Origin of the sequence: Aliterella atlantica CENA595 (assembly GCF_000952155.1) — a bacterium.
In the GTDB taxonomy this organism is placed as follows: Bacteria; Cyanobacteriota; Cyanobacteriia; order Cyanobacteriales; family Chroococcidiopsidaceae; genus Aliterella; species Aliterella atlantica.
The window spans coordinates 14626-38498 of record NZ_JYON01000005.1; the positions used below are offsets into that span (position 1 = coordinate 14626).

Annotated in this window: 23 protein-coding genes; 19 read left to right on the top strand and 4 right to left on the bottom strand. The window is 42.5% G+C overall.

The annotated features are described in order from the left end of the window. Window positions 1-52: 52 nt before the first annotated feature. On the bottom strand, window positions 53-436 hold the full coding sequence (locus tag UH38_RS06355) for a VOC family protein (RefSeq protein WP_045053813.1): 384 nt from the start codon (window positions 434-436) through the stop codon (window positions 53-55). Window positions 437-671: 235 nt separating this feature from the next. Here UH38_RS06355 and UH38_RS06360 point away from each other — a divergent pair, with 235 nt between their 5' ends. From UH38_RS06360 to UH38_RS06375, 4 genes are all read left to right on the top strand, one after another. Further along, window positions 672-1754, top strand: a complete 1083-nt coding sequence (locus UH38_RS06360) for a class I fructose-bisphosphate aldolase (protein WP_045053814.1) — start codon at window positions 672-674, stop codon at window positions 1752-1754. 57 nt (window positions 1755-1811) lie between these two features. Beyond that, window positions 1812-3407, top strand: a complete 1596-nt coding sequence (locus UH38_RS26210; protein WP_045053815.1) for an FAD-dependent oxidoreductase — start codon at window positions 1812-1814, stop codon at window positions 3405-3407. Further along, complete coding sequence (locus tag UH38_RS26215) at window positions 3408-4379, top strand: 1-acyl-sn-glycerol-3-phosphate acyltransferase (protein WP_045053816.1); 972 nt, start codon at window positions 3408-3410, stop codon at window positions 4377-4379. Between the two features lie 68 nt (window positions 4380-4447). Next, the gene (locus tag UH38_RS06375) at window positions 4448-5287 is read left to right on the top strand and encodes a hypothetical protein (protein ID WP_045053953.1); all 840 of its coding nucleotides are present in this window, start codon (window positions 4448-4450) and stop codon (window positions 5285-5287) included. Here UH38_RS06375 and UH38_RS26665 read toward each other — a convergent pair. Beyond that, complete coding sequence (locus tag UH38_RS26665; protein ID WP_160295933.1) at window positions 5265-5408, bottom strand: hypothetical protein; 144 nt, start codon at window positions 5406-5408, stop codon at window positions 5265-5267. The genes UH38_RS06375 and UH38_RS26665 overlap by 23 nt on opposite strands. 44 nt (window positions 5409-5452) lie before the next feature. Between UH38_RS26665 and UH38_RS06380 the strand changes: the two genes are divergently transcribed. From UH38_RS06380 to UH38_RS06415, 8 genes are all read left to right on the top strand, one after another. Further along, complete coding sequence (locus UH38_RS06380) at window positions 5453-5728, top strand: BrnT family toxin (protein WP_045053817.1); 276 nt, start codon at window positions 5453-5455, stop codon at window positions 5726-5728. Further along, a complete protein-coding gene (locus UH38_RS06385) occupies window positions 5712-5957 on the top strand; it encodes a hypothetical protein (protein ID WP_045053818.1) in 246 nt (81 codons plus the stop codon). Before UH38_RS06380 ends, UH38_RS06385 begins: the two co-directional genes overlap by 17 nt. 125 nt (window positions 5958-6082) lie before the next feature. Further along, window positions 6083-6376, top strand: coding sequence for a hypothetical protein (locus tag UH38_RS06390; RefSeq protein WP_144405632.1), 294 nt, complete (start codon window positions 6083-6085; stop codon window positions 6374-6376). Window positions 6377-6512: 136 nt separating this feature from the next. After that, the gene (locus UH38_RS06395) at window positions 6513-7463 is read left to right on the top strand and encodes a methyltransferase domain-containing protein (protein ID WP_045053820.1); all 951 of its coding nucleotides are present in this window, start codon (window positions 6513-6515) and stop codon (window positions 7461-7463) included. A gap of 431 nt (window positions 7464-7894) precedes the next feature. Next, the gene (locus UH38_RS06400; protein WP_045053821.1) at window positions 7895-10687 is read left to right on the top strand and encodes a cyclic nucleotide-binding domain-containing protein; all 2793 of its coding nucleotides are present in this window, start codon (window positions 7895-7897) and stop codon (window positions 10685-10687) included. 239 nt (window positions 10688-10926) lie between these two features. After that, on the top strand, window positions 10927-11361 hold the full coding sequence (locus tag UH38_RS06405) for a hypothetical protein (RefSeq protein WP_045053822.1): 435 nt from the start codon (window positions 10927-10929) through the stop codon (window positions 11359-11361). Between the two features lie 428 nt (window positions 11362-11789). Then, the gene (locus tag UH38_RS28105; RefSeq protein WP_045053954.1) at window positions 11790-12062 is read left to right on the top strand and encodes a hypothetical protein; all 273 of its coding nucleotides are present in this window, start codon (window positions 11790-11792) and stop codon (window positions 12060-12062) included. Beyond that, window positions 12059-12424: a clan AA aspartic protease gene (locus UH38_RS06415; protein ID WP_045053823.1), complete on the top strand. Its 366-nt coding sequence runs from the start codon at window positions 12059-12061 to the stop codon at window positions 12422-12424. Before UH38_RS28105 ends, UH38_RS06415 begins: the two co-directional genes overlap by 4 nt. 162 nt (window positions 12425-12586) lie before the next feature. On the opposite strand, the gene UH38_RS06420 is transcribed toward UH38_RS06415, so the two are convergent. Next, window positions 12587-14584 carry a di-heme oxidoredictase family protein gene (locus UH38_RS06420; RefSeq protein ID WP_045053824.1) on the bottom strand — a complete coding sequence of 666 codons (1998 nt, stop codon included), beginning with the start codon at window positions 14582-14584 and terminating at the stop codon, window positions 12587-12589. Between the two features lie 206 nt (window positions 14585-14790). Here UH38_RS06420 and UH38_RS06425 point away from each other — a divergent pair, with 206 nt between their 5' ends. Beyond that, window positions 14791-16227, top strand: coding sequence for a hypothetical protein (locus UH38_RS06425; RefSeq protein ID WP_045053825.1), 1437 nt, complete (start codon window positions 14791-14793; stop codon window positions 16225-16227). Window positions 16228-16388: 161 nt separating this feature from the next. On the opposite strand, the gene UH38_RS06430 is transcribed toward UH38_RS06425, so the two are convergent. Further along, window positions 16389-16778: a hypothetical protein gene (locus UH38_RS06430; protein WP_045053826.1), complete on the bottom strand. Its 390-nt coding sequence runs from the start codon at window positions 16776-16778 to the stop codon at window positions 16389-16391. 94 nt (window positions 16779-16872) lie between these two features. On the opposite strand from UH38_RS06430, the gene rppA reads away from it, so the two are divergent. From rppA to UH38_RS06460, 6 genes are all read left to right on the top strand, one after another. Further along, a complete protein-coding gene (rppA, locus tag UH38_RS06435; protein WP_045053827.1) occupies window positions 16873-17556 on the top strand; it encodes a two-component system response regulator RppA in 684 nt (227 codons plus the stop codon). Next, the gene (locus tag UH38_RS06440) at window positions 17543-18832 is read left to right on the top strand and encodes a sensor histidine kinase (RefSeq protein WP_045053828.1); all 1290 of its coding nucleotides are present in this window, start codon (window positions 17543-17545) and stop codon (window positions 18830-18832) included. The genes rppA and UH38_RS06440 overlap by 14 nt, the downstream gene beginning before the upstream one ends. Before the next feature lie 323 nt (window positions 18833-19155). After that, window positions 19156-20208 (top strand): hypothetical protein, encoded by a 1053-nt coding sequence (locus tag UH38_RS24700; protein WP_052672280.1) that lies wholly within the window; start codon window positions 19156-19158, stop codon window positions 20206-20208. A gap of 281 nt (window positions 20209-20489) precedes the next feature. Then, entirely contained in the window at window positions 20490-21290 is an 801-nt protein-coding gene (locus UH38_RS06450) for a DUF3386 domain-containing protein (RefSeq protein WP_045053829.1), read from the top strand. Window positions 21291-21641: 351 nt separating this feature from the next. Beyond that, window positions 21642-23000, top strand: coding sequence for an APC family permease (locus tag UH38_RS06455; protein ID WP_045053830.1), 1359 nt, complete (start codon window positions 21642-21644; stop codon window positions 22998-23000). Between the two features lie 49 nt (window positions 23001-23049). Further along, a complete protein-coding gene (locus UH38_RS06460; protein ID WP_045053831.1) occupies window positions 23050-23691 on the top strand; it encodes an SAM-dependent methyltransferase in 642 nt (213 codons plus the stop codon). Window positions 23692-23873 lie beyond the last annotated feature (182 nt).

The window sequence follows — 23873 nt, forward strand, 5'->3', positions numbered from 1 at the left end:
CGGCGCATTGAGAGGAGAAGCATTAATACTGTACTTTATCTAACTATGTGCCTTAAAGCGATCGCATCACAGCTTGATGCACAATTAACCGATTACCATCGGGATCGTAAGCATATACTTCCCTGCCATGAGATGCTAGAATAATTTCCTCAGGCGGTGGGTAGCCTATATCAGTTAAATGTGCGATCGCTGCATCCAAATCCTGCACCTCAAAACACAAACTCATTCTACCTTTACCAATATTTTCAAACTCAGCTTGCGCCTGTAACTTTGGTTGAAAAATCCCTAGACGCAAACCAGATATTTGAAACTCAGCATAAACGCTGTGGATGTAAGGCTGAGGCTCTTGCTGCAATAAATTAGTATAAAATAATACCAGTTTTTTTAAGTCATCAGTCGCTAAAGTTAAGAGTGAATTAGTACATTGGAAATGCATGTTAGTTATCGCAAAAATATCAAGCTCGCTCCTGCTTAATTATGCACAACCTGTCTACAGATAGGTGTTTTTAAGTTAGCAAGAATACTAACTATTAAAACGATTAGTTATCAGCCCAAACAGATGGCAGATGAAGGGATAACAGCCAGCAAGCTAGCATAGCTGTAATTGCCGTCAAGCTAGCTTAAGACCAAAAATTAAAGACATAATTAAAGAAGCTTTGAGGAAAATCGCTATGACCGCTACTTTATCTGCACCTCAATCTATTGAGTCTTCATTAGGTCAAGAAGCAGAAGACTTACTGACATACAAAGCAAAAGTATCTAAAGAGATGCTACATCTACCAGGACCAGACTTTGTAGATCGGATATTTACGATTAGCGATCGCTCTCCCCAAGTATTACGCAGCTTACAACAACTGTATTCGTTTGGACGATTAGCAAATACAGGTTACTTATCAATTTTGCCTGTAGATCAAGGCATCGAACATTCGGCGGGGGCTTCTTTTGCCCCAAATCCGATGTACTTTGACCCAGAAAATATAGTAAGGTTAGCGATCGCATCTGGTTGTAATGCTGTAGCAACAACTTTAGGCGTTTTAGGCAGTGTTTCCCGCAAATACGCCCATAAAATCCCGTTTATTGCCAAAATCAACCACAACGAACTGCTAACATTCCCCAACCAATTCGATCAAGTCATGTTCGCTTCGGTAGAACAAGCTTGGAACTTAGGGGCTGTAGCTGTAGGCGCAACAATCTACTTCGGTTCGGAAAACTCAACGCGGCAAATTCAAGAAGTAAGCAAAGCCTTCGCCCGCGCCCACGAGTTGGGTATGGTAACAATTTTGTGGTGCTACCTCCGCAACAACGCCTTCAAGCAAGATAAAGACTATCATTTAGCAGGCGATCTTACCGGACAAGCAAACCATTTAGGCGTAACGATTGAAGCTGACATTATCAAACAAAAGTTGCCTGAATACGATCGCGGTTATGAAGCTGTAGAAAAGGCTACAGGTAAAAGTTACGGCAAAACCAACGAGCGCATTTATACTGACTTGACTAGCGACCACCCCATCGATTTGACACGCTACCAAGTGCTAAATTGCTATTCTGGACGGGCTGGCTTGATTAATTCTGGCGGCGCTTCGGGTAAAAATGACTTTGCTGAGGCAATTCGTACAGCAGTAATTAACAAACGCGCTGGCGGTACGGGCTTGATTTCTGGGCGGAAAACATTTCAGCGTCCTTTTGAAGAAGGCGTGAAGCTGTTTCATGCTATTCAAGATGTTTACCTTTCCCCAGATGTAACGATCGCTTAAATATAACCTCGTCCCTCAAAAACAGGGACGGGGAAATTAATAATATACATAGAACCTATGAGTAATATTGAGGCACTTGTTGCCAACATCAATGACTTGCAAAATGGAGAAACCAAGCAAGTCTTAGTAGGCGAAACAGAAGTCTTACTAGCAAAAATAAACAACAAATTTTATGCAGTAGGGGCGCACTGCACGCACTACAAAGCCCCGTTAGCAGAAGGCGTAATTAATGGTGAATCTGTAATTTGTCCTTGGCACAATGCTTGTTTTAGCTTAGTAACAGGCGATCGCCAAGCACCTCCAGGCTTAGATGCTCTGCCTCGTTATCAGGTGCGTGTTGATGGCGATCGCATTATTGTTAGCGTACCAGCATCCGCCGCGCCAAAACGGACACCTGCAATGGCGCAATTTAACCTGGATGCTGACAGCCGCACCTTCGTTGTCTTAGGCGCAGGTGCAGCCGGAAGTGCGGCGGTAGAAAAGTTGCGGCAAGTAGGATTTCAAGGGCGAATAATTATGGTAACGCAAGAAGATAAATTGCCCTACGATCGCACTTGGTTGAGTAAAGACTACTTGACTGGCAAAGTATCTCCAGAGGAAATGCCGCTAAGAACAGAGGAATTTTATCAAGATAAAGGGATTGAAGTCTTATTAAACAAACAAGTAGTAAGTGTAGATGCCGTTAATCGCGTTATTACATTTGCCGATGATTCGACGCTAGGTTATGACTCCTTACTGCTAGCAACTGGCGGGAAACCACGCCAGTTAGACGTTGAAGGGGCAAACTTAGAAAATGTCTTTACGCTGCGGAGTTTTCAAGATATCGAGCAAATCTTAGCTGCGGCAAAACAAGCTACTCGTGTCGTCGTCATCGGTTCTAGCTTTATTGGCATGGAAACTGCTGCTGGATTAACTCAACATGGCTTGCAAGTTACAGTAGTTTCGCCTAGTGGCTTACCTTTTGAAAAGATCCTTGGTAAAGAAATCGGGCAGTTATTTCAAACTATCCACGAAGAACAAGGCGTTACTTTTAGGCTAAAAACTAAAGTTACTAAACTAGAGGGTAATGGTAAAGTAGAAGCTGTAATTTTGGATGATGGCGATCGCTTGAGCGCAGATTTCGTTGTTGTTGGTATTGGCGTACAACCTGCAACTGAGTATATACAGGGCATTGAGCTAAATGAAAAAGATAAAAGCGTAATTGTAGACAAACACCTCTGCGCGGCAGATGGATTATATGCAGCCGGAGATATTGCTCGTTTTCCCGATTGGCGCACAGATAGCGCAATTCGTGTCGAACATTGGCGCATAGCAGCACAACACGGAGAGATTGCAGCAGCTAATATGGCTGGGCAAAAAGTAGAATTTACTGGCGTACCTGTATTTTGGACAGCACAATTTGAGTTTCCCCTGCGTTATGTTGGACATACAGAGGAGTGGGACGAAATTATCTTTGATGGTGAGTTGGAGAAGCGGGAATTTATTGCTTTTTATATCAAAGGCGATCGCGTTTTAGCTGCCGCTGCTAGTCAAAGAGATACAGAGATGGCAGCAATATCTGAATTAATGCGATTAGATAAAATGCCAACTGCGGAACAATTGCGTGCAGGCTCCGTTGATACGATCGAGCAACTTAAGCAGGTGCAAACTTAGGTGTATCAATTTACTTGGTTTGATTGGTTTTGTCTTTGGTATCCTCCAGGCTGGCTAATTTTATTCAATCGCCATTGGCAACGCTACCATAGCGATCCTGATGGCTGGAATTGGCTGGAATACCTACTATTTCTCATTCCTGGAGGATTTTATCTAGCATTATTTATGCGCTGGCTGCGTTTGGGGTGTCGTTTACCTCGCAGCCAAGGAGAACAATTCGATCCCAATTATCAGCAGCTATTCAAGGATGAAATTATTGCACCGATTGTCAAATACTATTTTCGCGCCGAACTGCACCAAGTTGAGAATTTACCCGCATCGGGACCTTTGATTGTGGCGATGAACCATGCGGGAATGTGTTTTCCTTGGGATTTTTTGAATTTGGGATATCTTTTAAGCGAGCAGCGCGGTTGGTTAGTGCAACCATTAGCAGACGTTTCTTTGTTTGAACATCCTTGGTTAATTTGGTGGCTGCCGCCTGGTTGGGCAAAAATATTAGGTGGTGTACGCGCTGAATGGGATGAGTTTAAAGAGGCAATTTCTAATCAGACTATTTTACTATACGCTCCAGAAGGTTTAAGAGGTCCGAGTAAAGGGTGGGCAAAGCGCTATCAATTGCAGACATTTAATCTGAGTTTTATTCGTCTTAGCGATCGCTCATCTATCCCCATTTTGCCTGTTATCTGCATGGGCAACGAGTATCTGCATACATGGACGTTTAATATTAAAAAACTCGCTAGGCGATTGCAATTACCGTTTTCACCAATATCGCCATTGATGTTTGCATTCGTGCTGTTCCCTTCAATGGGAGTGTGGGCAGCTAGAAGTAAGTTGCATTATTACATTCAACCTGTGTATCAAACTGCACCTATAACAGAAAATTCTCCAAAACAAGAGCGATCGCAATCTTACAAGCAAGCCCAAGAATTGCGAGATAAAATGCAAGACATAATTACTCAATTAAGTCGCTAGATATCCTATACTTTTCCCTAAAAAACAAAAGTGGATTAAAACAACAAGTATGATTGGATACTATGACAATGGCGATTGAAACAGTCAAAGCTAGTATTTTCAAATATTTAAGTCATCTGCATGATGCTGATTATATGGCAAAGATTGCTACTTCAATGCCAGTATTAGAGTTTGAAAATATAATTAGTTTACTTCTTCAGTCAGTGGATGACGAAACTGTTGGTTTAACTACGCTTTTTATTACAGACTTAGTAATGGCTGGTTCCCATCATCCTCAATGTGAGGAATTTAGAAAGCAATACCCAAACTCTCTAATTGTCAAAACGCTAGAGCAGATGGTTTTTTCTACCAATCATTATATTTGTACTCGCGCAGTTTACACTTTGGGTAAAACGTGTAGTTACAGTAGCGTTGATGCTATCAATCAAGCTTTTGTAAAGTTGCGAGATATTGCTCCCCTAGCGCTACCTAGATTAATAGGAGAAATGGGCTGGCTTGGAGCAGATAACTTTTGGGAACTACTTGACTCAATGATATCTAGCCCAGTATATATGACTCGTTGGGCAGTGCTTGATATTTTGCATGAATTTAATGGCGACGAGCCTAAAGAAGAAAATGGACTTTATCAACGCAAATACAGATGTATTGAGCAGTTGCGACAAGACTCAAATAAGTATGTACGCTTAGAGGCTGAGTATGAGTACCAACTATTAAAGTTTCGCAGCCAAAGTTATGAGTTACCGAAAGCAATTCGGAGAAGGATGCGTAAAGAGTTAATACGTCAGTACAAACCAACACACAGCTTTGCAGAGATTTCCAGTAGGTTCAAGAGACATTTATCCGATAACGAGTTAAAAGAATATTCCGTATCCGAACTCGAAGAGTTTATTGATGCAATATTTGCGTAAATCTAAAACTAGACAATTCTCTCAAGCAATGTGCGATCGCATTTCTAACAGCAAGCCCAAGAATTACGCGACATAATTGCCAAGAAGCGAGGTTAGGGCGATCGCTTATTTGTGCTGTCACTCATACTGATAAGCTTGAGAAAAGAAATTGTGTAAATTAGAGCTATGTTGTTTGATTGGGACGAGGAAAAAGCCAAAAGCAACCAAGCCAAGCATAATGTTTCTTTCGATGAAGCCAGTTCTGTGTTTGACGACCCACTGTTTTTAACCTTTGCCGATCCAGAACACTCCCTTCAAGAGCGACGTTTCATTATTATGGGAGAATCAGCCCAAGGAAGATTGTTAGTTGTTGCTTACACTGACCGCGCAGAAACCACTCGCCTAATCAGCGCCCGTCTAGCTACCCGCAAAGAACGTAAAGCTTATGAGTCAGACCTTTGAAACGGATGATGATTTACGCCCCGAATACGACTTTACCCAACTCCCAGTTGTAGCTCGTGGTCTAGGACGTAAACAAGCCAGCCTAACTGTCCAGATAGATCCAGATGTAGCAGCAATTTTTCCAGATTCAGGAGCCGTCAATGAAGGTTTGCGCCTATTAATGAGACTGATTCAACAGTCCCCATCCCAGCCTGGTTCAAAGTCTGTAACTGCATCAAAAGATGAATAGGTATTAACAGCCTCGAATAAATCAACAGATAGTCAGCTTAATCAATGCCACAAAACAAGAGAGACGAGATAGTAAAGTACCTTACACAATGTTCTCTTGTTGAACTGCGAGAGATTTTAAGTGCTGTGTTTAAAACTCGAAGACCTAATCCTGAAGAAGATAAATACAACAAAAACTGCTTTTTTCTTGGTACTGCTTCTAGCCTTTTAGAAAGCAGCGAAGGAGAAGCAGAACGCTGGGGAACTTGTGAGATTGCAGCAGTTGCTAATGTTGATAAAGAAGTGTATGGCGAAGATGTACTAGGAATAGACTGGGGGTTCTGTCAGTTTGGTACGTGTTCTTCATGTGGAATCGGAGTACGCTCAAACTTGAAACACGGTGTTTGTCCAACGTGTGGTAGTAAAGTTGCTATGAGTTGATGATATCGCGATCGCTTTGCCTTGGATAGTAGGGCTAATTTAGTACCAATCCGTTCGTACACCCACCCCGATCGCCCTAGCGCTGACAATCTAATCATAAAATAAGAATATCAAGAAATATTAAGGATCGAGCTTGATGAATTTGTTTTTTGCAGTGGTGGGATTTGTCTTATTGCTCCTATCACTGGGCGTTGCTTTCTATCTCATCACGGCTCGTCGCTATCAATCTGCCAACTCTGTAGCCAATTCCTACGACCAATGGACAGAAGACGGTATTTTGGAGTTTTATTGGGGCGAACACATTCACTTAGGTCATTATGGCTTGCCGCCACAAAGGAAAGATTTTCTTACTGCCAAAGCTGACTTCGTGCATGAAATGGTGCGTTGGGGAGGCTTAGATAAATTACCCCCAGGCACAACCCTATTAGATGTTGGCTGTGGAATTGGCGGCAGCAGCCGCATATTAGCGCGAGATTACGGGTTTGCTGTTACAGGTATTACTATCAGTCCCCAACAGGTAGAACGCGCCCAACAGTTAACTTCTGCGGAACTTGACGTGAAATTTTTGGTAGATGATGCAATGGCACTTTCATTCCCAGATGCGAGTTTTAATGTAGTTTGGTCAATTGAAGCTGGACCGCATATGCCTGACAAAGCCATCTTTGCAAAAGAGCTAATGAGGGTGCTAAAGCCTGGTGGCGTAATGGTTATGGCTGACTGGAATCAAAGAGACGATCGCCAAAAACCGCTCAATTTTTGGGAAAAACCTGTAATGCAGCAACTCCTCGATCAGTGGTCTCATCCTGCATTTTCTAGTATTGAAGGCTTTGCGGAACTTCTAGAAGCAACAGGGTTAGTAGAAGGAGAAGTGACAACAGCAGACTGGACACAACAAACACTTCCTTCTTGGCTAGATTCTATCTGGCAGGGAGTAGCTAGACCAGAGGGATTAGTGCGTTTTGGTTTGTCAGGGTTGATTAAATCTCTGCGCGAAGTCCCCACCTTGCTATTGATGCGGCTAGCATTTGGCACAGGACTTTGCCGTTTTGGGATGTTTCGCGCCTTGCGAGCTAATTCGCCAAAATAGACCTTTTGCATAAGTACATAGTTCAACAGACAAGGGAGACAAGGAGGACAAGGGGGACAAGGGAGAAAAAGTTAAAATTGCCAATTTACAGAGCGTTGCCTACTTTTGCAAGAAGTCTAATCGATACCAAAAGTTGCTAGCCAAGCTGCTGAAGTTTAACGTCTGGGAAATGCCTCTAGGTTTTGGATTAGCAACTACTGTTCGAGCGCTGCAAAATAATCTCCATGAGTAATGCAGAAAAAGCCGCAAATCTAATCCGCGTAGCTGGGCACTTCTGCAGATCGTTTAACAAGAAGAGTAGTTGATGCGTCCGCTTTTGTTAAGTTCAAGCTTGAATCATCATTTTCTATGATGCAATACCCAAAAGAAAATCAATGGCAGAACATGGTAGTCTTAAGCACACAATAAAAGCAGAGTAACGAAATTAATTCATGTTTGCACAACAGCCAGAGCGGCGAATGCACTGGGTCCGCTGGGTATTGACCATTGGGTGGCTCTTGGCGATCGCTTCCCTATTCTACGACCCTTGGACATCAGTGTTAACAGAACCAGATCGTACCTGGAGTCCCTTGCGGTTAACTAATACCTGCGTTCAAGTGCAAGGCGAATGCTTATCCGAGCAACCTTACCCACTGGGAACAACTTTATTTTGGGGGGCTATTGTCCCCAGTGCAATCTTTATCTTGCTGGTGTTTGGACACGAGCTATGGCGGCGGATTTGCCCCTTATCATTTTTATCCCAAATTCCTCGCGCTCTAGGTTGGCAAAGACAATTTAAACGAGAAAATAAAAAGACTGGCAAAGTACGCTACGAACTAGCAAAAGTTAACTCTGATTCGTGGCTGGGCAAAAACTATCACTACGTACAATTTGGCTGGCTATTTGCAGGGTTATGCGGGCGAATTTTATTTTTCAATGCCGATCGCTTAGTATTGGCAGGTTGGTTGCTATTTACAATTGGGGCGGCGATCGCCGTAGGCTATTTTTACGGGGGTAAGTCTTGGTGTCAATACTTCTGCCCGATGGCTCCGGTGCAAAGCATTTATAGCGAACCAGGAGGCTTGTTAAGTAGCAAAGCCCACATGAGCGATCGCACTATTACTCAATCTATGTGTCGCACTGTCCTACCCGATGGTCAAGAACAAAGTGCCTGTGTGGCTTGCCAAAATCCTTGCATTGATATTGACTCCGAACGCACCTATTGGGACAGCTTAAACAAGAGCGAAACTTCATTTCTGCGCTATGGCTATGTAGGCTTAGTAGTTGGCTATTTTATTTATTACTATTTGTATGCAGGCAACTGGGATTATTACTTTTCTGGGGCGTGGCTCAGACAAACTGACCAACTAGCGTCCCTGTTTAGCCCTGGACTCTATCTTTTTGGACAATCTATCAATATTCCCAAAATAGTTGCCGTCCCCATCGTGCTAGGCGGCTGTACGGCGATCGCCTATTGGCTAGGACGTGCGATCGAAAAACGCGCGAAATCTTACAGTCGTAGGCATTATCCAAATCTAGCGGTTGAGACGATTCGACATCGTATTTTTACCCTTTGCACTTTTGGAATTTTCAACTTTTTCTTTATTTTTGGCGGTCGTCCTTTAGTTCAGCTTTTACCTTTGTCGGTGCAATATATCTACGACTTAGGTTTAGTTTTGCTGAGTACCCTTTGGCTCTATAAAACTTGGCGACGCAGCCCCGATTTTTATGCTCGTGAAAATTTAGCTAGTCGATTCCGCAAGCAGTTGGAAAAATTACAGCTAAATGTTTCGCAGTTTTTAGAAGGGCGATCGCTTAATGACCTCAATACCCATGAGGTGTATGTGTTAGCCAAAGTCTTACCTGGCTTTACTCGCGAGAAACGACACCAAGCATACAAGGGAGTCGTTCGAGAAGCCTTAGAGGAAGGCTATGTTAACTACTCTAGTAGTTTAGAAATTTTGCAGCAAATGCGCCAAGAGTTAGGTATTACTGACGACGAACACCGTCAGGTTTTAGATGAATTGGGTATTGAAGATCCGCAGTTGCTCAACCCCAATCGTCAACGCAGCTTAGAAAATCAGATTCGCTTGAGTGGCTATCGTAAATCGCTAGAGCGGTTGATGGCTTTGCAAAGAAAACAAAGCGATCGCTCTACTACCCTCCCAGATTCAGATGAAATTCGTTCCTTGCGCCGCCAATATTCGATCTCACCCCAAGAGGAAGATTGGATTTTAAGCGGATTGTCGGAAAATGCAAGCAGTATCAACAAGGCTGAGTTTTTAATAGCTCAATTATCAGAATTGATTAATTGCTACCGCGCTGTAAATCAACCTGTACTCCAACAGCAAGCGGTATTAACGCTGCTGCGATCGCACGTAGCGCATAAAAAAGAACTGATAGTGCGATCGCTGCTAGAAACTTTAGTAGTTGTGCAAAATGAGCCGAATGTGACACTAGCACAGTCTTTGCAACAGTCTTCGCCATCGGTGTTGATGGAAATTTTAGCGCGTGAAGATTGGCGCGATCGCCTCTCACCAGAAATTATCCAAACTCTAACTCAGCCAGGAGAAACGCCCGTTGCTTGTTCGCTGGAATTGTCTGCTGGTGAGATCTTACATTACTTAGAAGTTTTGCTACAGGAGCAAAACCCCCTAATTCAAGCGGCTGCGCTTTATGCGATCGCGTGGCTAGATGCAGAACGCGCTGCGGCGATCGCCCAGAATCTGCATCATGAGTCACCACACCTGCTCGTGCGGGAAACTGCTGAACTGCTGCTGTCACCAACTCCAAACCCACTTCTAAGCGCATTTCCGGCTTTAGAAAAATCAGTTTATTTATTCAACAGCGATTTCTTCCACCGCGTGCAGAGTGAAACGCTAATAGCACTTGCTAATCTAGCTGAAGTGAGAACCTATTCTAGCGGTGAGGTAATTACAGAAGCCGGCGATACCTGTCGCGAGTTGTTGCTGTTAATTGAAGGTAACGCTAATATTCTCTATCAAACTGAGACGGGGATTCAAGTTGAATACCTCCATCCCGGACAAACACTAGATGAGCTTGAGGTTTTGGCGCACAGTACATCAGAAAACACCATCGTTGCAGATAGCCAAAAGACGCGCATTCTTGCCATCTCAGTCGATACTTTTGACGACTTACTCGATCGCGATCCTGATTTTGCCCGGAGGGTGTTGGAGTTAGAAAGTAAGCAGCTACAACGATTTGTGCGATCGATGCAAACTTAACAGGTAGTATATCTCAGTCTTTTGAAGTTTAGTTTTGAGCTTGTTAAACTATTTCATGCAAGCGATCGCTTCCAAATACTAACCGATTCTTTACAGAGCGAGCGGACTGCGGACAGCTTTACCACCCCGATTAAGAGCAACTAGCACCGTACAATAATCCCGTTGCACACCGACCGAATAAGGGCGCTCGGCGGCGGGTGGACGGGAACGTTAACCACTTCTTCTGAACCCAAAACGGAATGTTTGCTATCGAATTTGTAGGTCAGCCGTGCATTGAATTTAACCAACCGGCTATTCGCGGACGAATTACACTTGGCGACTTTTCAGAGGAGTTTGTTGCGCCGCTCGTTTTTTGGACAGTTGACGATTACCAAAAACAATGGCGCGAGGCTGCCGAACGCATTGTCGCCGGAGAAGCACGTTCCTGCTTTGCAGCTTCCATACGCGAATCGCCAGATGACGGCGCAATTTTTATCTGGACAGCTTACAAACTTGCTGATACTGTTCATTTTCAGCACAAGTTATTGCTACCGGAAACTGTAAAAGGCACGTTTGAGCCGTTGAATATTTACGCGCAAGTTGACGAACGCCAAACCAAAACAGAAGATGGCTTTCAGATTTCCGAGTGGCAAGTGACAGTTAAAGACGTTGCGTATTGGTTACGGGTGGGCTAACAAGTTATTAGACGTGAGGCAGGAACAGCAACTTTCCTTTCATTTAACGGTTCTTCTGAACCCGCAACTTGCGTGTAGCCGGTTCCCGCCTACATCAACGCTGCCGTTAGCCTGCTTCGTTTACAGATAGTGGTAAGACTTTGAAAATTATCTATTGGAAGCACCACAAGGGAATAATACCAGTGAAATAGTTGTTTGTATTACGGTTCAAGATATGGATGCTGAAGAATTGATTCGACGCTATGAGGCAGGGGAGCAGGACTTTAGCGGAGTGCGTATTGGGTGAGAGTTTTACGGATGAGGACGATCAAAACGCCGAAGACGACGGGGACAATCAACCCCGATCCAGAAGGATGAATAGCACCCATCCTTCTAACCTCAAGGTATTATGGAGAAATCTCAAGAAGGTAGCGATCGGGAGTCAGCGTATGCAAGCGATCCTTTTAAGCCGTGAAGAAGTTGCCCGTCGTGCAAAGCAACTGTATGAAAATAGCATCCGTCAAAAAGTCGAGGTCGAAGAAAACATTGGCAAGATGGTGATTATCGACATCGAGACAGGCGATTACGAAGTTGATAAGACTGGCTTGCAAGCTTCTCGTAACCTTAGTAAAAAGCACCCAAATGCTAGACTCTTCGGGATTCGGATCGGATACAATGTTGCCGTCTCCTTTGGGGGTGTCATGGAGCGTGTTGACAAGTGATTTCTGGGATTGTAACAAATCAACACGCAACGATCGCTTTGACGTTCTTGTTACCCAATGGTTCAACTATCCCCATTGAGTTTGTCATCGATACAGGATTCACCGGAGAGTTGTGCCTTCCCATAGAAGCAGTCTCACTGATGGGTTTGACCTTTAGACACGATACGTTTGCAAATTTGGCAGATAACAGCGAGGTATCACTTCCTCTTTACGAAGCATTTGTCCTCTGGGATGGTATTGAGCGGGATGTGTTGGTCATTGCGACAGGTAGGCGACCTCTGCTTGGAACCGCTTTGCTGGATGAACAAGAGTTGGTGATTCAGTTTACAGAGGGTGGATTGGTGACGCTCGACGAGTTGTAGATGCATATCCAGCGTGACGCAACGCAGGCTAACAATGCAGTGGAGCGGATGGTTGAGAGTCTCCGCGCTACGTTCTAGTCTACTCGCCGCCGCTCGCTTCCGCCGTTATATAGAGTATCTTCGGGGAGTTTAAGCGGTTCCTTGCGGTAAGTCAACAAAAGTCTAATCTGCATTACTTAAAACTTCTGGCTCATCGTCTAATGAGAGGAGATATTGAATTAAATCTGTTTGCTCTTGCTTGCTGTATCCAGCGCGACGATCTACCCAATAATTATGTCCGCTTCCATCTACATTTGACTTTTGCAAGTTAGGATTAGCTTTATTAGCTGCGATCGCTTTTTCCCTTAATCGCCGATCTAGCAATACTCTCAAGCTATTACTCGGATCTGGTAAGATATTCTGCATTAGCGTTCCTGCCATGCCTAATTGAGTGCGATCGCCTAATTGATACTCGTTATCGCCTTCAGTAAGTGCGTCTACTCCCGCCGCTACCCCACCATCGTGCAAATAGGGCGCGGTAACGTGCAAGCCAATTAAGCTAGGTACTTTATAACCGCCTGCATTTCCTTGGGCTAAAGCAAGTTGTTGTGCAGGTAAAGGTGTTATATCAACAGGAACATCTAATACAGGTGGATCTGGTGGTAGAGGTACGTTGACGTTACTAGGGTAAGTCTGCGGCGATGTAAAAATGCGCGGGAACTTCGAGAAAGCTGTCGCCCGCGATGGTTGAGTCAAAATTTCTTTCGCTGGAATGACATCATGATTGGTGAAATAACGTCCGCTATGACATTGCACGCAGCTAGCACGACTAAAAACTTTTGCTCCCCGCGCTACAGCTTCTTTATCTAACTGATTATTTGCTGGTGGTGCAAGGGTATTTTGCCATGCAGACATCCCATTAATTTGTTGTCCTACCGGATAACCTGGCGAACTTGCCATCAATCCATCTAAAATAAATGGCGAACCTTTGGGATATCCAGGCATTGGTATCACCTCATTCATACCTGCTACGCCTGGTGTGGGATCTATTTTCTGAAAAAATTCCGATGGTTTTGCGCCTTTAGGCAAGCGAAATCTTGAATTAGCTGAATTTTGTAGAATTACGCCTAAGTAAGTCTCTCGATCAATTCCTAGTAACTTTTGACTTGCATCTGCGCCTGTTGTTAAGTCTGAGTTAGTTCCATGTACGTTGCTATTTAGTGTAGTTAGCCCGTGAAACCAACCAATTGCAGCATTTCCACTCCAACCATAAGGGAATGCTTCGTGAGTGTAAGAAGATGGATTTTGCGACGGGTTATTGACATTATCTCCGGTAGAATCAAAGTTACCAGGCGACCATGTAAGTAATTGTGCGTCAACAGCTTTTTCTAAAGCTTGGGCATCGGGAAGATATGCTTGTTTGTTGTCTGCTTTGGTGTAAACTACGTCAGCTGTGCCAATTTTTAGCGGGTTAACTCCTGTTTGCCTAAACCAAGCGGCTGAGTTGCTAGCTAATGCCAAAATTAAGCCTGTATCTAAGTCGTTATTTGGTGCGCCTTCGAGGATGCGTCCGCTTTTGCTATCTACTGCTGCATGACACGCCGCACAAGTGACACCGACGCGAATTTTACCTTGATGGATTACTGTTTGAATGCCTAACGGTACTAGGGAACCTGTAGCTACATCTAAGCCTGTGTTGAGGATGGTTCCTTTTTTTAAGGCGCGATCGCCTACAACCATATCTCGATCTAAGCTAACTTGCAAGTTGGTTGTATGCTTGCCTTTGAGAGATGCGATCGCTTTTGCTAAATTACCGATATTCAATGGTCCATTTAATATGCCCGTTACATCGGTAAAAAATACTTCATTTTTGAATGTTTCGCTATAAAATGCTTTGCGCCCTACTGATAATAAGCGATCGTCTATAGCAACTGCGCCGTTTTCTGGTGCTAGTTTTTCCCTACCTTCATCTGTTTGCGACAGTTGTGCGGCTTCTGCTTTGTCTACTGTACGACCTAATATATCGTAACTGCCAACCCCTGAAGGTGCAGACTGGGTAACGGGTGTATAAGTTTTACCTAAACTTGGCGTACCAGGAATAATTAGTTCTACTTGGTAGGCTAAAAAACCAATGAGGATAATTATAGAAAGTATGACAATTACAATCGAGCGCAACCGCATGATACCCCGCTAGCCTACCACTAGCACGCACTTTAAGGCGATCGCTGCTATATATCGTCTGTCTGAAGAAAGAAACCCTTTTTGTAGTTTTTATACAAACACCTGTAAAGGTGCGATCGCCAATTGTATGTTTAGAGCAATAAAAAGGATAGTTGTACAAATTAACTATGACTGCTATATAAGTTAAAGATTTTAATATATCTGTTATGCTATCTGTTCAAGAAGTCAAAAGAAAAAAATTTCCATCACGTCGCTATCTTTGGTTAGAAAGATTGCTAGCGATTATTGCTTTAATTAACCTAGTTTTGGTTGCTTTCGATTTAAGTTATGTTCCTTGGCGAGATTTTTATTTTGAAGAAGCACCAATAATAGTGCAATATTACGATCGAGTTAAAGGTATAGAACCACACCGAGAAACGCAAAGATACTTAAATACTGTAGATAAATTAGAAACTCAAGTCGAGCAAAGTGGCTTGCAGTCAGAGGAAACAGAAAGAGTTTTGTTACAGCTACGCAGACTAAGTAATGAAATGATTGAAGACAATCCTTTTGATGTTGCTAATAAAACGGGTAACTTAGCTAAAATCAAAAGATTGATGCGCGTTCGCGTTGCTTCGTTTGAAAATGCTTCTTCTGAATTATCTGCTCATGAGGCTTTTACATTATTTTGGAGTCAGTTGTATCTTTCGCAAAGAAATTGGCAGGAGGAAATTAGCTTTTTCAATTCAAACTTGCGTCCGTTAATTGCTACTAATTATTATAGAGATATTGGCGAAAATAGTAAGTTTATTGACAAGTTTTGGTTAATAGATTCTCCATTTATAGCTATTTTTGTTTTAGACTTTTTAATCAGAACTCTGTATATTAGTGTCCGCAATAAGCTAACTTGGTTAGAAGCAATGTTGCGGCGTTGGTACGATCTTTTCTTATTACTGCCTTTTTGGCGTTGGCTAAGAGTAATTCCTGTAACTATTCGCTTGTATCAATCTCGCCTGCTAAATCTCGAACCTGTGCGATCGCAAATTAACCACGATTTTGTGGCAAACTTTGCTGAAGAAATTACCGAAGTAGTAGGGATTCGCCTAATCGATCAATTACAAGAAGCAGTTAGAAGAGGTAATATTAGCCGCTGGTTGTTTCGTTCTACTTCTGGGCAAAGTTATGTTGATATTAATAACAGAAATGAAATTCAAGCGATCGCCAATCGTTTAATTCAATTAAGTGTCTATCAAGTTTTACCAAAAATTCAACCAGATATTCAAGTTTTGCTCAACCATACTATTCAAAACGTTTTGAATCAGTCGCCTGTTTATCGCCAGATTCAAAATGTACCAGGTATGAACAAGTTACCCAACCAAATGACTGAGAAGCTAGCAAATGATATATCACAAGCAGCCTACAGCACTATTACAAACTTTATGGAAGATCCTGTAGCTGCTAAAATGTGGAATAAATTATTTGACAACTTTAGTAAAGCTTTAGAGGTAGAACTACAAAAACAGCCCAATATTCAAGAAATTCAAACATTAGTTATAGACTTATTGGAAGAAATTAAAATTAACTACGTTCAAAGTATTGCTGAAGGAGGAGTAGAAGATATTTTGGAAGAGTCACAAAAAATTAGACGAATTAATCGCAAGTAGTTGCAAACTTATAGGCGAATAGAATTTGTGTCTACACAAACGCTTATATGCCTGCGCGAACTATTTAATTTAACAATTAGCGGTCAAGATAATAATGTTTAAGTCCCCATGTTTGCTCCAGAATTACGAATTACGAATTACGAATTATTCCGATCGCTGCTTCAATACACTACTTGATAGCGAACTAGCTTTCTTATATCTGCTAAAGATAGCCCTAATTCTTGAGCAATAGTTGACTCTACTTGATTAAATTCTGTAACTGGAAATTGAAACTCTAATTTAGTTAGTGCAGACTTGGTAGTTTTGACTTCGACTTTAGTAAAACCTTGTTTTTTATAGATTTCAGCTTTGATGACGAGAATAGTGACAGCAAGATTTACTTCCAGTTGGGTATCAGCTTCTAGCTGCGCTACAGTGCCATAAGGGCGGCTCAAAATGCGATCGCTCATTAAACCACTACTTACCCAAAATGATAATCCTAGTAAGGGCAGCGCCAACCAAAACCATATTCCTAAAGAATGTAATACCCGTAAACCACGAAGAAGACGCATAAACTAACAGGTTACTATTTTCCTATAACTGGTGGCAGACTAATTAATTGCGCGAACTACTTATAGTAAATAGTAATAGTTGCGATCGCATAGCATGAGAATCTTACTTGTAGAAGATGACCCCGCGCAATTAGAACCTTTGCACGCCGCTTTAATGCAAGCTGGGCATATTGTTGACGGGCTAGAAGATGGAGAAGAAGCGCAATGGCTATTAGAGAAAAAAGAATACGATTTACTAATTTTAGACTGGATGCTGCCCAAAGTTAGCGGTTTGAGTCTGTGTCGCCAGTATCGCAGTCTAGGTAAAACTGCACCTGTACTGATGCTAACGGCTAAAGATGCTACCCCTGATAAGGTTGTAGGTTTAGATGCTGGCGCAGATGATTATTTAGTCAAACCTACCGATTTGATTGAATTGCTAGCGCGGGTAAGGGCATTAGGTAGGCGATCGCCCGTACTGCAAAAAGATATCTTATGTATAGGCGATTTGCAACTACACCTCGATAGCCTTAGCCTGGCAAGAGGAGAAGCAAATATCCAGCTATCAACGCGAGAATTTCAATTAGTAGAATACTTTTTTCGTCATCCTGGGCAAGTATTAAGCCGCGATCGCATCGAACAGGCATTATGGGAATGGGGTGCTGAACCTGAAAGTAACGCTGTTACTACTTTAGTCAAAAGGCTGCGCCAACGCTTGCAAGTTCTTGATGCCGCAGATTGGATCGAGACAGTCTACGGTATGGGTTATCGCCTTAATCCCGCTCATGTTCCATCGTAGCCGCCGGAATTTGGCTTATTGGTTTACTTTATCTATGGGCAGTATTTTAGTCATTTTTGCTGCCTTAGTTTATTACTTGGAAGCTGTCGAACAGTTGGAAACAACAGATCGATCGCTTTATAAAAAAGCTAGCGTGATGGCAGCAAGTGTCAAGTATCGGTTTTATAAAAATCAACGGCGAGTGAATTTAGAGAATGTGCCGTTGTTGGGCAATAACCCAGAATCACTAGACAGTGCGGTAATTTATGCCCGCTGGTATGATGCCCAAGGACGTTTGTTGCAGTTTTTTGGGGCTATTCCTCCCTCTAAGTTAGGCAAAATCTCAGAATTTAAGACAATTAAATTAAGTACGACGCAGAAAAATTTGCTACCTCAAACTTGGGTGCGCCAAGTTACTTTACCCGTTCGTCAAGATAATTTATTAATTGGCTACGTGCAAGTGGGAATTCCGCTGACAGGCGATCGCGAAGCTTTAAATCAATTAAGGTTGGTTTTGACTTTGGCAGTACCGATAACTTTGGGGGCGATCGCTGTTGTTGGCTGGTTTTTAGGCGGGCTTGCAATGCAACCTATTCGTCAAGCTTACGAACAATTGCAGCGCTTTACAGCCGATGCTTCGCATGAATTACGCACGCCTTTAGCTGCTGTGCTTAGTAATGCCCAAGTTGGCTTATTATCGCCTGTTGGTGACGATCTGGGGCAACGCCTACGATTTGAGAAAATTGTTGATGCCACAAAATCAATGAGTTTATTAGTAACTCAACTACTATTTTTGGCACGACATCAGGGACAATTGCCTGCAAAAGCGATCGCTAAAGTAGACTTAACTAACTTATTAGCCAGTTTGGTAGATAGTTATAAAGTTCAAGCTGCCAGCAAACAATTAATTTTTACCAGCTACTTACCCTTGCAAGCAGTAGAAGTAAAAATCGATGCAAATTTAATTAGTCAAGCAGTAATGAATCTACTTAACAATGCTTTCAAATATACTACTGCTGGCAATACCGTACAATTGCGGCTGCTAGTCCAATCTCATCAAGCGATAATTCAAGTAATTGATAATGGGATTGGTATTGCTTCAGAAGACTTACCTTATATTTTTCAACGGTTTTATAGAGCAGATAAAGAACGTTCTAAAGCTACTGGTGGTTTTGGTTTGGGGCTGGCGATCGCCGAACAAATTGTTAAAGCTCATAATGGGCATATCCTTGTCAGCAGTGAGCTTAGCAAAGGTTCTACATTCCAGATTAAAATTCCTCTTGCTACTAAATCTTAAGTTTTTTGTCACTTTATTGTCATTTTCTTTACTTATATTAAAAGTAGGAGATTGAAATAGTCTTACTTTCGATTTTCAATGACAACAAGCTATACAAATTTAGGTATTCCCATTAATAGAGTTGATATTTTTATCTGTATATCAAGCTTCAATTTTGGGAATATAGCAAAACATCAAAGCCTTTGTATCTGTCTTTAGAAGTGTTCGCTGTAATTTGTTATTTATAAAGAAATGTGGATATATTAGTTAAAAAGCTAAAATATCTACAACCTTTATTGTCAGAGGAAAATCGGTTTTTAGTTGAGTGCATTTAAGGAGTAAATATGAGTATTGTTGGTTTGAGAAAAGTCTATCTAGCGATTGGGATTGCGACAGCAAGTGCGATCGCTAATGGAGTTGCGACGCAGGTTCAAGCTACAGAATTATCTGCTGACAAGGCAGTAAAAATTGAGTCAAATTTTGACGAACAAGCCTTAGCCAGCGATTATAATTTCATGCTGCAACTATCAGAGCCTCAAACCGCCAAGGTTAACTCGAACCAACCTACGGTGTTAGCTCAAGCTAACGATTCTACTATACAAAATCAGACACCTAGTACAGACGGTACAACACCAAGTACATCACCTAGCGATTCTCTTCAACCGACAACACCAAGTACATCACCTAGCGATTCTCTTCAACCGACAACGCCAAATACGTTACCTGGTGACACAACACAGCCGACAACGCCAAATACGTTACCTGGTGACACAACACAGCCGACAACGCCGAATACGTTACCTGGTGACACAACACAGCCGACAACGCCGAATAATACTTTACCTAGCGATTCAACACAGCCGACAATTCCTAGCGATGGCAGCGATCCTTCGATCAGAGACAACACGCAGCCGACAATCCCTAGTGATGGCAATACTCCCACTAATGGCAGCGATCCTGATAGCGATGTTTCACCTGGTAGAGCAACGCGCTCTGGTTCTAGCTATATTGGTGTTGGTGGTAATATTGGACTTGGTGGCGAAACTGGTATAGGTGAAGGCTCTTTTAGCGTCATCAGCAAAATTGGTCTTACCAATAACATATCAGTACGCCCTACTGCATTATTTGGCGACAATGTAAGTATTTTGCTACCTGTAACGCTCGATTTTGCTCCAACTGATGTAGAAGTAGGTCCATATAGTATTGCTCCTTATGTGGGCGCTGGCGCTTTAATTTCAACTGGCGATAATAGCGATGTTGGCGTACTAATTACTGGCGGTATTGATGTACCAATAACATCACAATTCACTGCAACTGCTGGAGTAAATGTTGGCTTTGTTGGTGATACTGATGTTGGCATATTAATTGGAGTTGGTTATAACTTCTCAGGGCTATGAGAAGATAATTCGTAATTCGTAATTCGTAATTATAAACTTCAATTACGAATTGCCGTTTTACGGCTTGACATTACTGGAATTAGGCAATAAGAGTAATCAATTGATGGGTAAATCTATTGAATAGATTTGCCCATAACTATGTATGCATTTAGTAGGGTGCGTTGCTAAACAACGCACCCTATTGCTGCGTCTAGCAATCGTCTTTCTAAACGAGCTAGCTTTATTTTTAGCAGTAATTGTAATATAAACGATAGAAATTAAAGCTTATCGAGCGAAGCGTGATGACTAACCAAAAATTTAAATATCAAGCTGGGTGTAGTCTTTTAATAGTATTAATTTTGTTCAACTCTAGCCTAAGTACCCAAGCATCAGAGCGATCGCACTTCGTCGCGAATTCTTTCTTGTCATCTCAGAGACAGGAAAATGCAATAACTCAAAATCTTTCCGCTCTTGAACTTTTCCGCAAGGTTTATGAAAACCGATATACATGGGATAACCAATTTCCAGGATATACGGCAGTAGTAGAAATCAAACAAGGTAACAATAAGTACAATGGCAATGTTCGCGTGAACTCAGATTTGAACGTAGAAGTTACAGGCATTGATAATGAGCAAGCCAGTCAAACAGTGAAAAATCAACTACTCATGATTGCTATCCATCGACGGCAGACTCCTTTTGCAGTTGCCCATAAAAATAAAACATTTGAGTTTGGTACGGCAAAAAATCCTGGAGTAGTAGAAATCCTAGAAGCAGGAGGAAAAACATCAGCACGATATCAAATAGCTAGCAACCAAATTGTTCAAGTTAGCCGTTTATTAGGTCCGCATAATGTTGTAGTAAAAACGTTAGATACTGAAGTAACGCCAGCAGGATATATAGCAACTCAATATCACTCAACTTTTTATGATGCTAAAAGCGATCGCCTTGTAGGCGAAGAAACATATACTGATACTTACAAAGAAGTTGGCAACTATTATTTATTGAATCGTCAAGTAATTCAAACAAACGAGAACGGCAATAAATCTGTAGTAGAGTTAAACTTTAAGCAAATTAAGTTGATGTCATCAATAAGTAAAACTTAAAATTAGCTAAATTTTAATATTTAATTGTATAGAAAACAACTTTAATTTGTAAACTAAGCGATTAAAACAATAAAGTTAGTCTATTGTCACTTTCAAGTCACATTTATGTGCAAAAGTAGACGTAGCAAAAATTTTGAGGATATCAGCTAATGAGTTCGTTAGTCTTCTCAAATTCAATTATAATTCAGCCGAAATCTACAATCAAAGTTCCCGATTTTTAATCAACTACGATCGCACTTCTTTGTGGTAGTCAAGCCACAAAGCGGCAATTCGTAATTGAAGTCCGTAATGCGCGAACTACGAGTTACGAATTATTTTGGTTAGTTCGTAAGGTTTTGTAACGGTGATGGAATGAGCAGGCGTGCAGATCGATTTGTAGACAAGCTTTCAGTTGTTGACGAAGTAGCGAAACCAAAGCCAGCGATCGCCTTGCAAGATGCGATCGCCTTGATTGTCGGCTTAGTCATCGGTGTAGGTATTTTTCAAACGCCTTCTCTAGTTGCAGACAATTTGGGTAACAGTTATACGGTAATGCTGGCGTGGTTTTTGGGCGGCGTAATGTCCTTTATCGGCGCTCTTTGCTACGGCGAATTAGCTACGGCTTACCCCCATCCAGGCGGTAATTACCATTACTTCATGCGTGCTTTTGGGGCAAAAGTAGCTTTTCTGTTTGCTTGGGCGCGACTTGCGGTAATTCAAACTGGCTCGATTGCTACTGTAGCTTTTGTATTTGGCGACTATGCAGCGCAGTTAGTGAATCTTGGTACTTATTCTTCACCAATTTACGCCGCCCTGGCGATTGGACTATTGACAGCCTTAAATATTGCTGGTGTCGAGCAAGGTAAGTGGACGCAAAACTGGCTGAGTCTGGCGAAGGTTGTCGGCTTATTGTTGGTGGTTGTAGTTGGGGTTGCCTTCATTTCTCCTTCTTTACCGTCAGCACCAATACAAAATACAGCCCCAAATAATTGGGGTGCAGCAATGGTATTTGTGCTGTTTTCTTTTGGGGGTTGGAATGAAGCTGCTTACATTTCAGCCGAGTTGCGGAACGCCGAGCGGAATATGGTGCGCCTGATGCTGTGGAGTATTGGGATTATTACCGCCATCTATATGCTAATTAACCTAGCTTATATTCACGGCTTGGGATTAGAGGCAGTGGCAAATTCTGAGGCTGTCGCTGCTGACTTGATGCGTAGCGCTTTTGGAGAAACAGGAGCGCTATTTATTAGCTTGCTAATTGCGATCGCAACTTTGGGCGCAACTAATGCCAACATTTTTACAGGCGCTCGAACTAATTATGCTTTGGGGCAAGACTTTCGCCTATTTAGCTTTCTGGGCAAATGGCGCAGAAGTGCCAATACACCCAAAAATGCCTTATTGGTGCAAGGTGCGATCGCTTTAGCCTTGGTGTTGCTGGGTACTTTTACCCGCAACGGATTTGCGACGATGATCGATTATACCGCTCCGGTATTTTGGTTCTTTTTCCTATTGAGTGGTATATCGCTATTTGTCTTAAGAATGCGGGAACCCCAAACCCCGCGACCATTTCGCGTCCCTTTGTATCCGATAACTCCGCTGTTATTTTGCTTAATTTGCGGATATTTGCTGTATTCCAGCCTTGCTTATACAGGAGTGGGCGCGATCGTTGGCGTACTTGTCTTGATAGCTGGCATTCCTTTATTGCTGCTATCTAAGCGTCAGCAAGCTTGATTGCGCGATTACTTTGTGACTAAAAATTGCCTGAATTACGAGGAGAAATATGCATTTACACAAGTTGTTATTCGTATCTTTGAGTGTTGTTAGTTTCGGTATTGCTGGCTGCAACCAACAAAGAGATTTCAATGCTCAAGCTCAACCGTCTGCTCCGACAACCCAAACTCCGTCGCCTGCTCCGGTACAATCTCCAGAACGCGAACCTGATGTACCTTACGTACCAACGCCAAACGAAGTTGTAGTGAGAATGCTAGAACTTGCTAAAGTGCAAAAAGATGATGTTCTCTACGATTTAGGTAGCGGTGACGGGCGAATTGTTATTACCGCCGCTCAAAAGTACGGTACGCGGGGTACTGGAATAGATATCAACCCAGAGCGGATTAGCGAAGCCAATGCCAATGCTCAAAAGGCAGGTGTAACCGATAAAGTACAATTCCGTCAGCAAGATTTGTTTAAGACCGATCTTAGCGATGCAACTGTAGTTACGCTCTACTTGCTGCCCGATATTAACGTTAAGTTGCGTCCTCAACTATTTAGGCAACTTAAGCCTGGTACGCGCATCGTATCTCACGACTTTGATATGGGTGAGTGGAAGCCTGAGCGAGTTGTGCAAGTGCAAGGTCCTACTCGCCAGCATACTTTGTATTATTGGGTCGTGCCTGAAGAAATCCCAGCTAATTTGAAGTAAATAGGGGCGTAATCCATTACGCCGTACAAGTAGGGTGCGTTTTCAAAACGCACCTTAGCGATCGCAATTGGTATGTTCTTATCCGCTAATGCATTACGCCGTACAAGTAGGGTGCGTTGACTTGCAACGCACCCTACCGATCGCAATTGGTACGTTCTTATACACAGATGATTTTTGGTTAT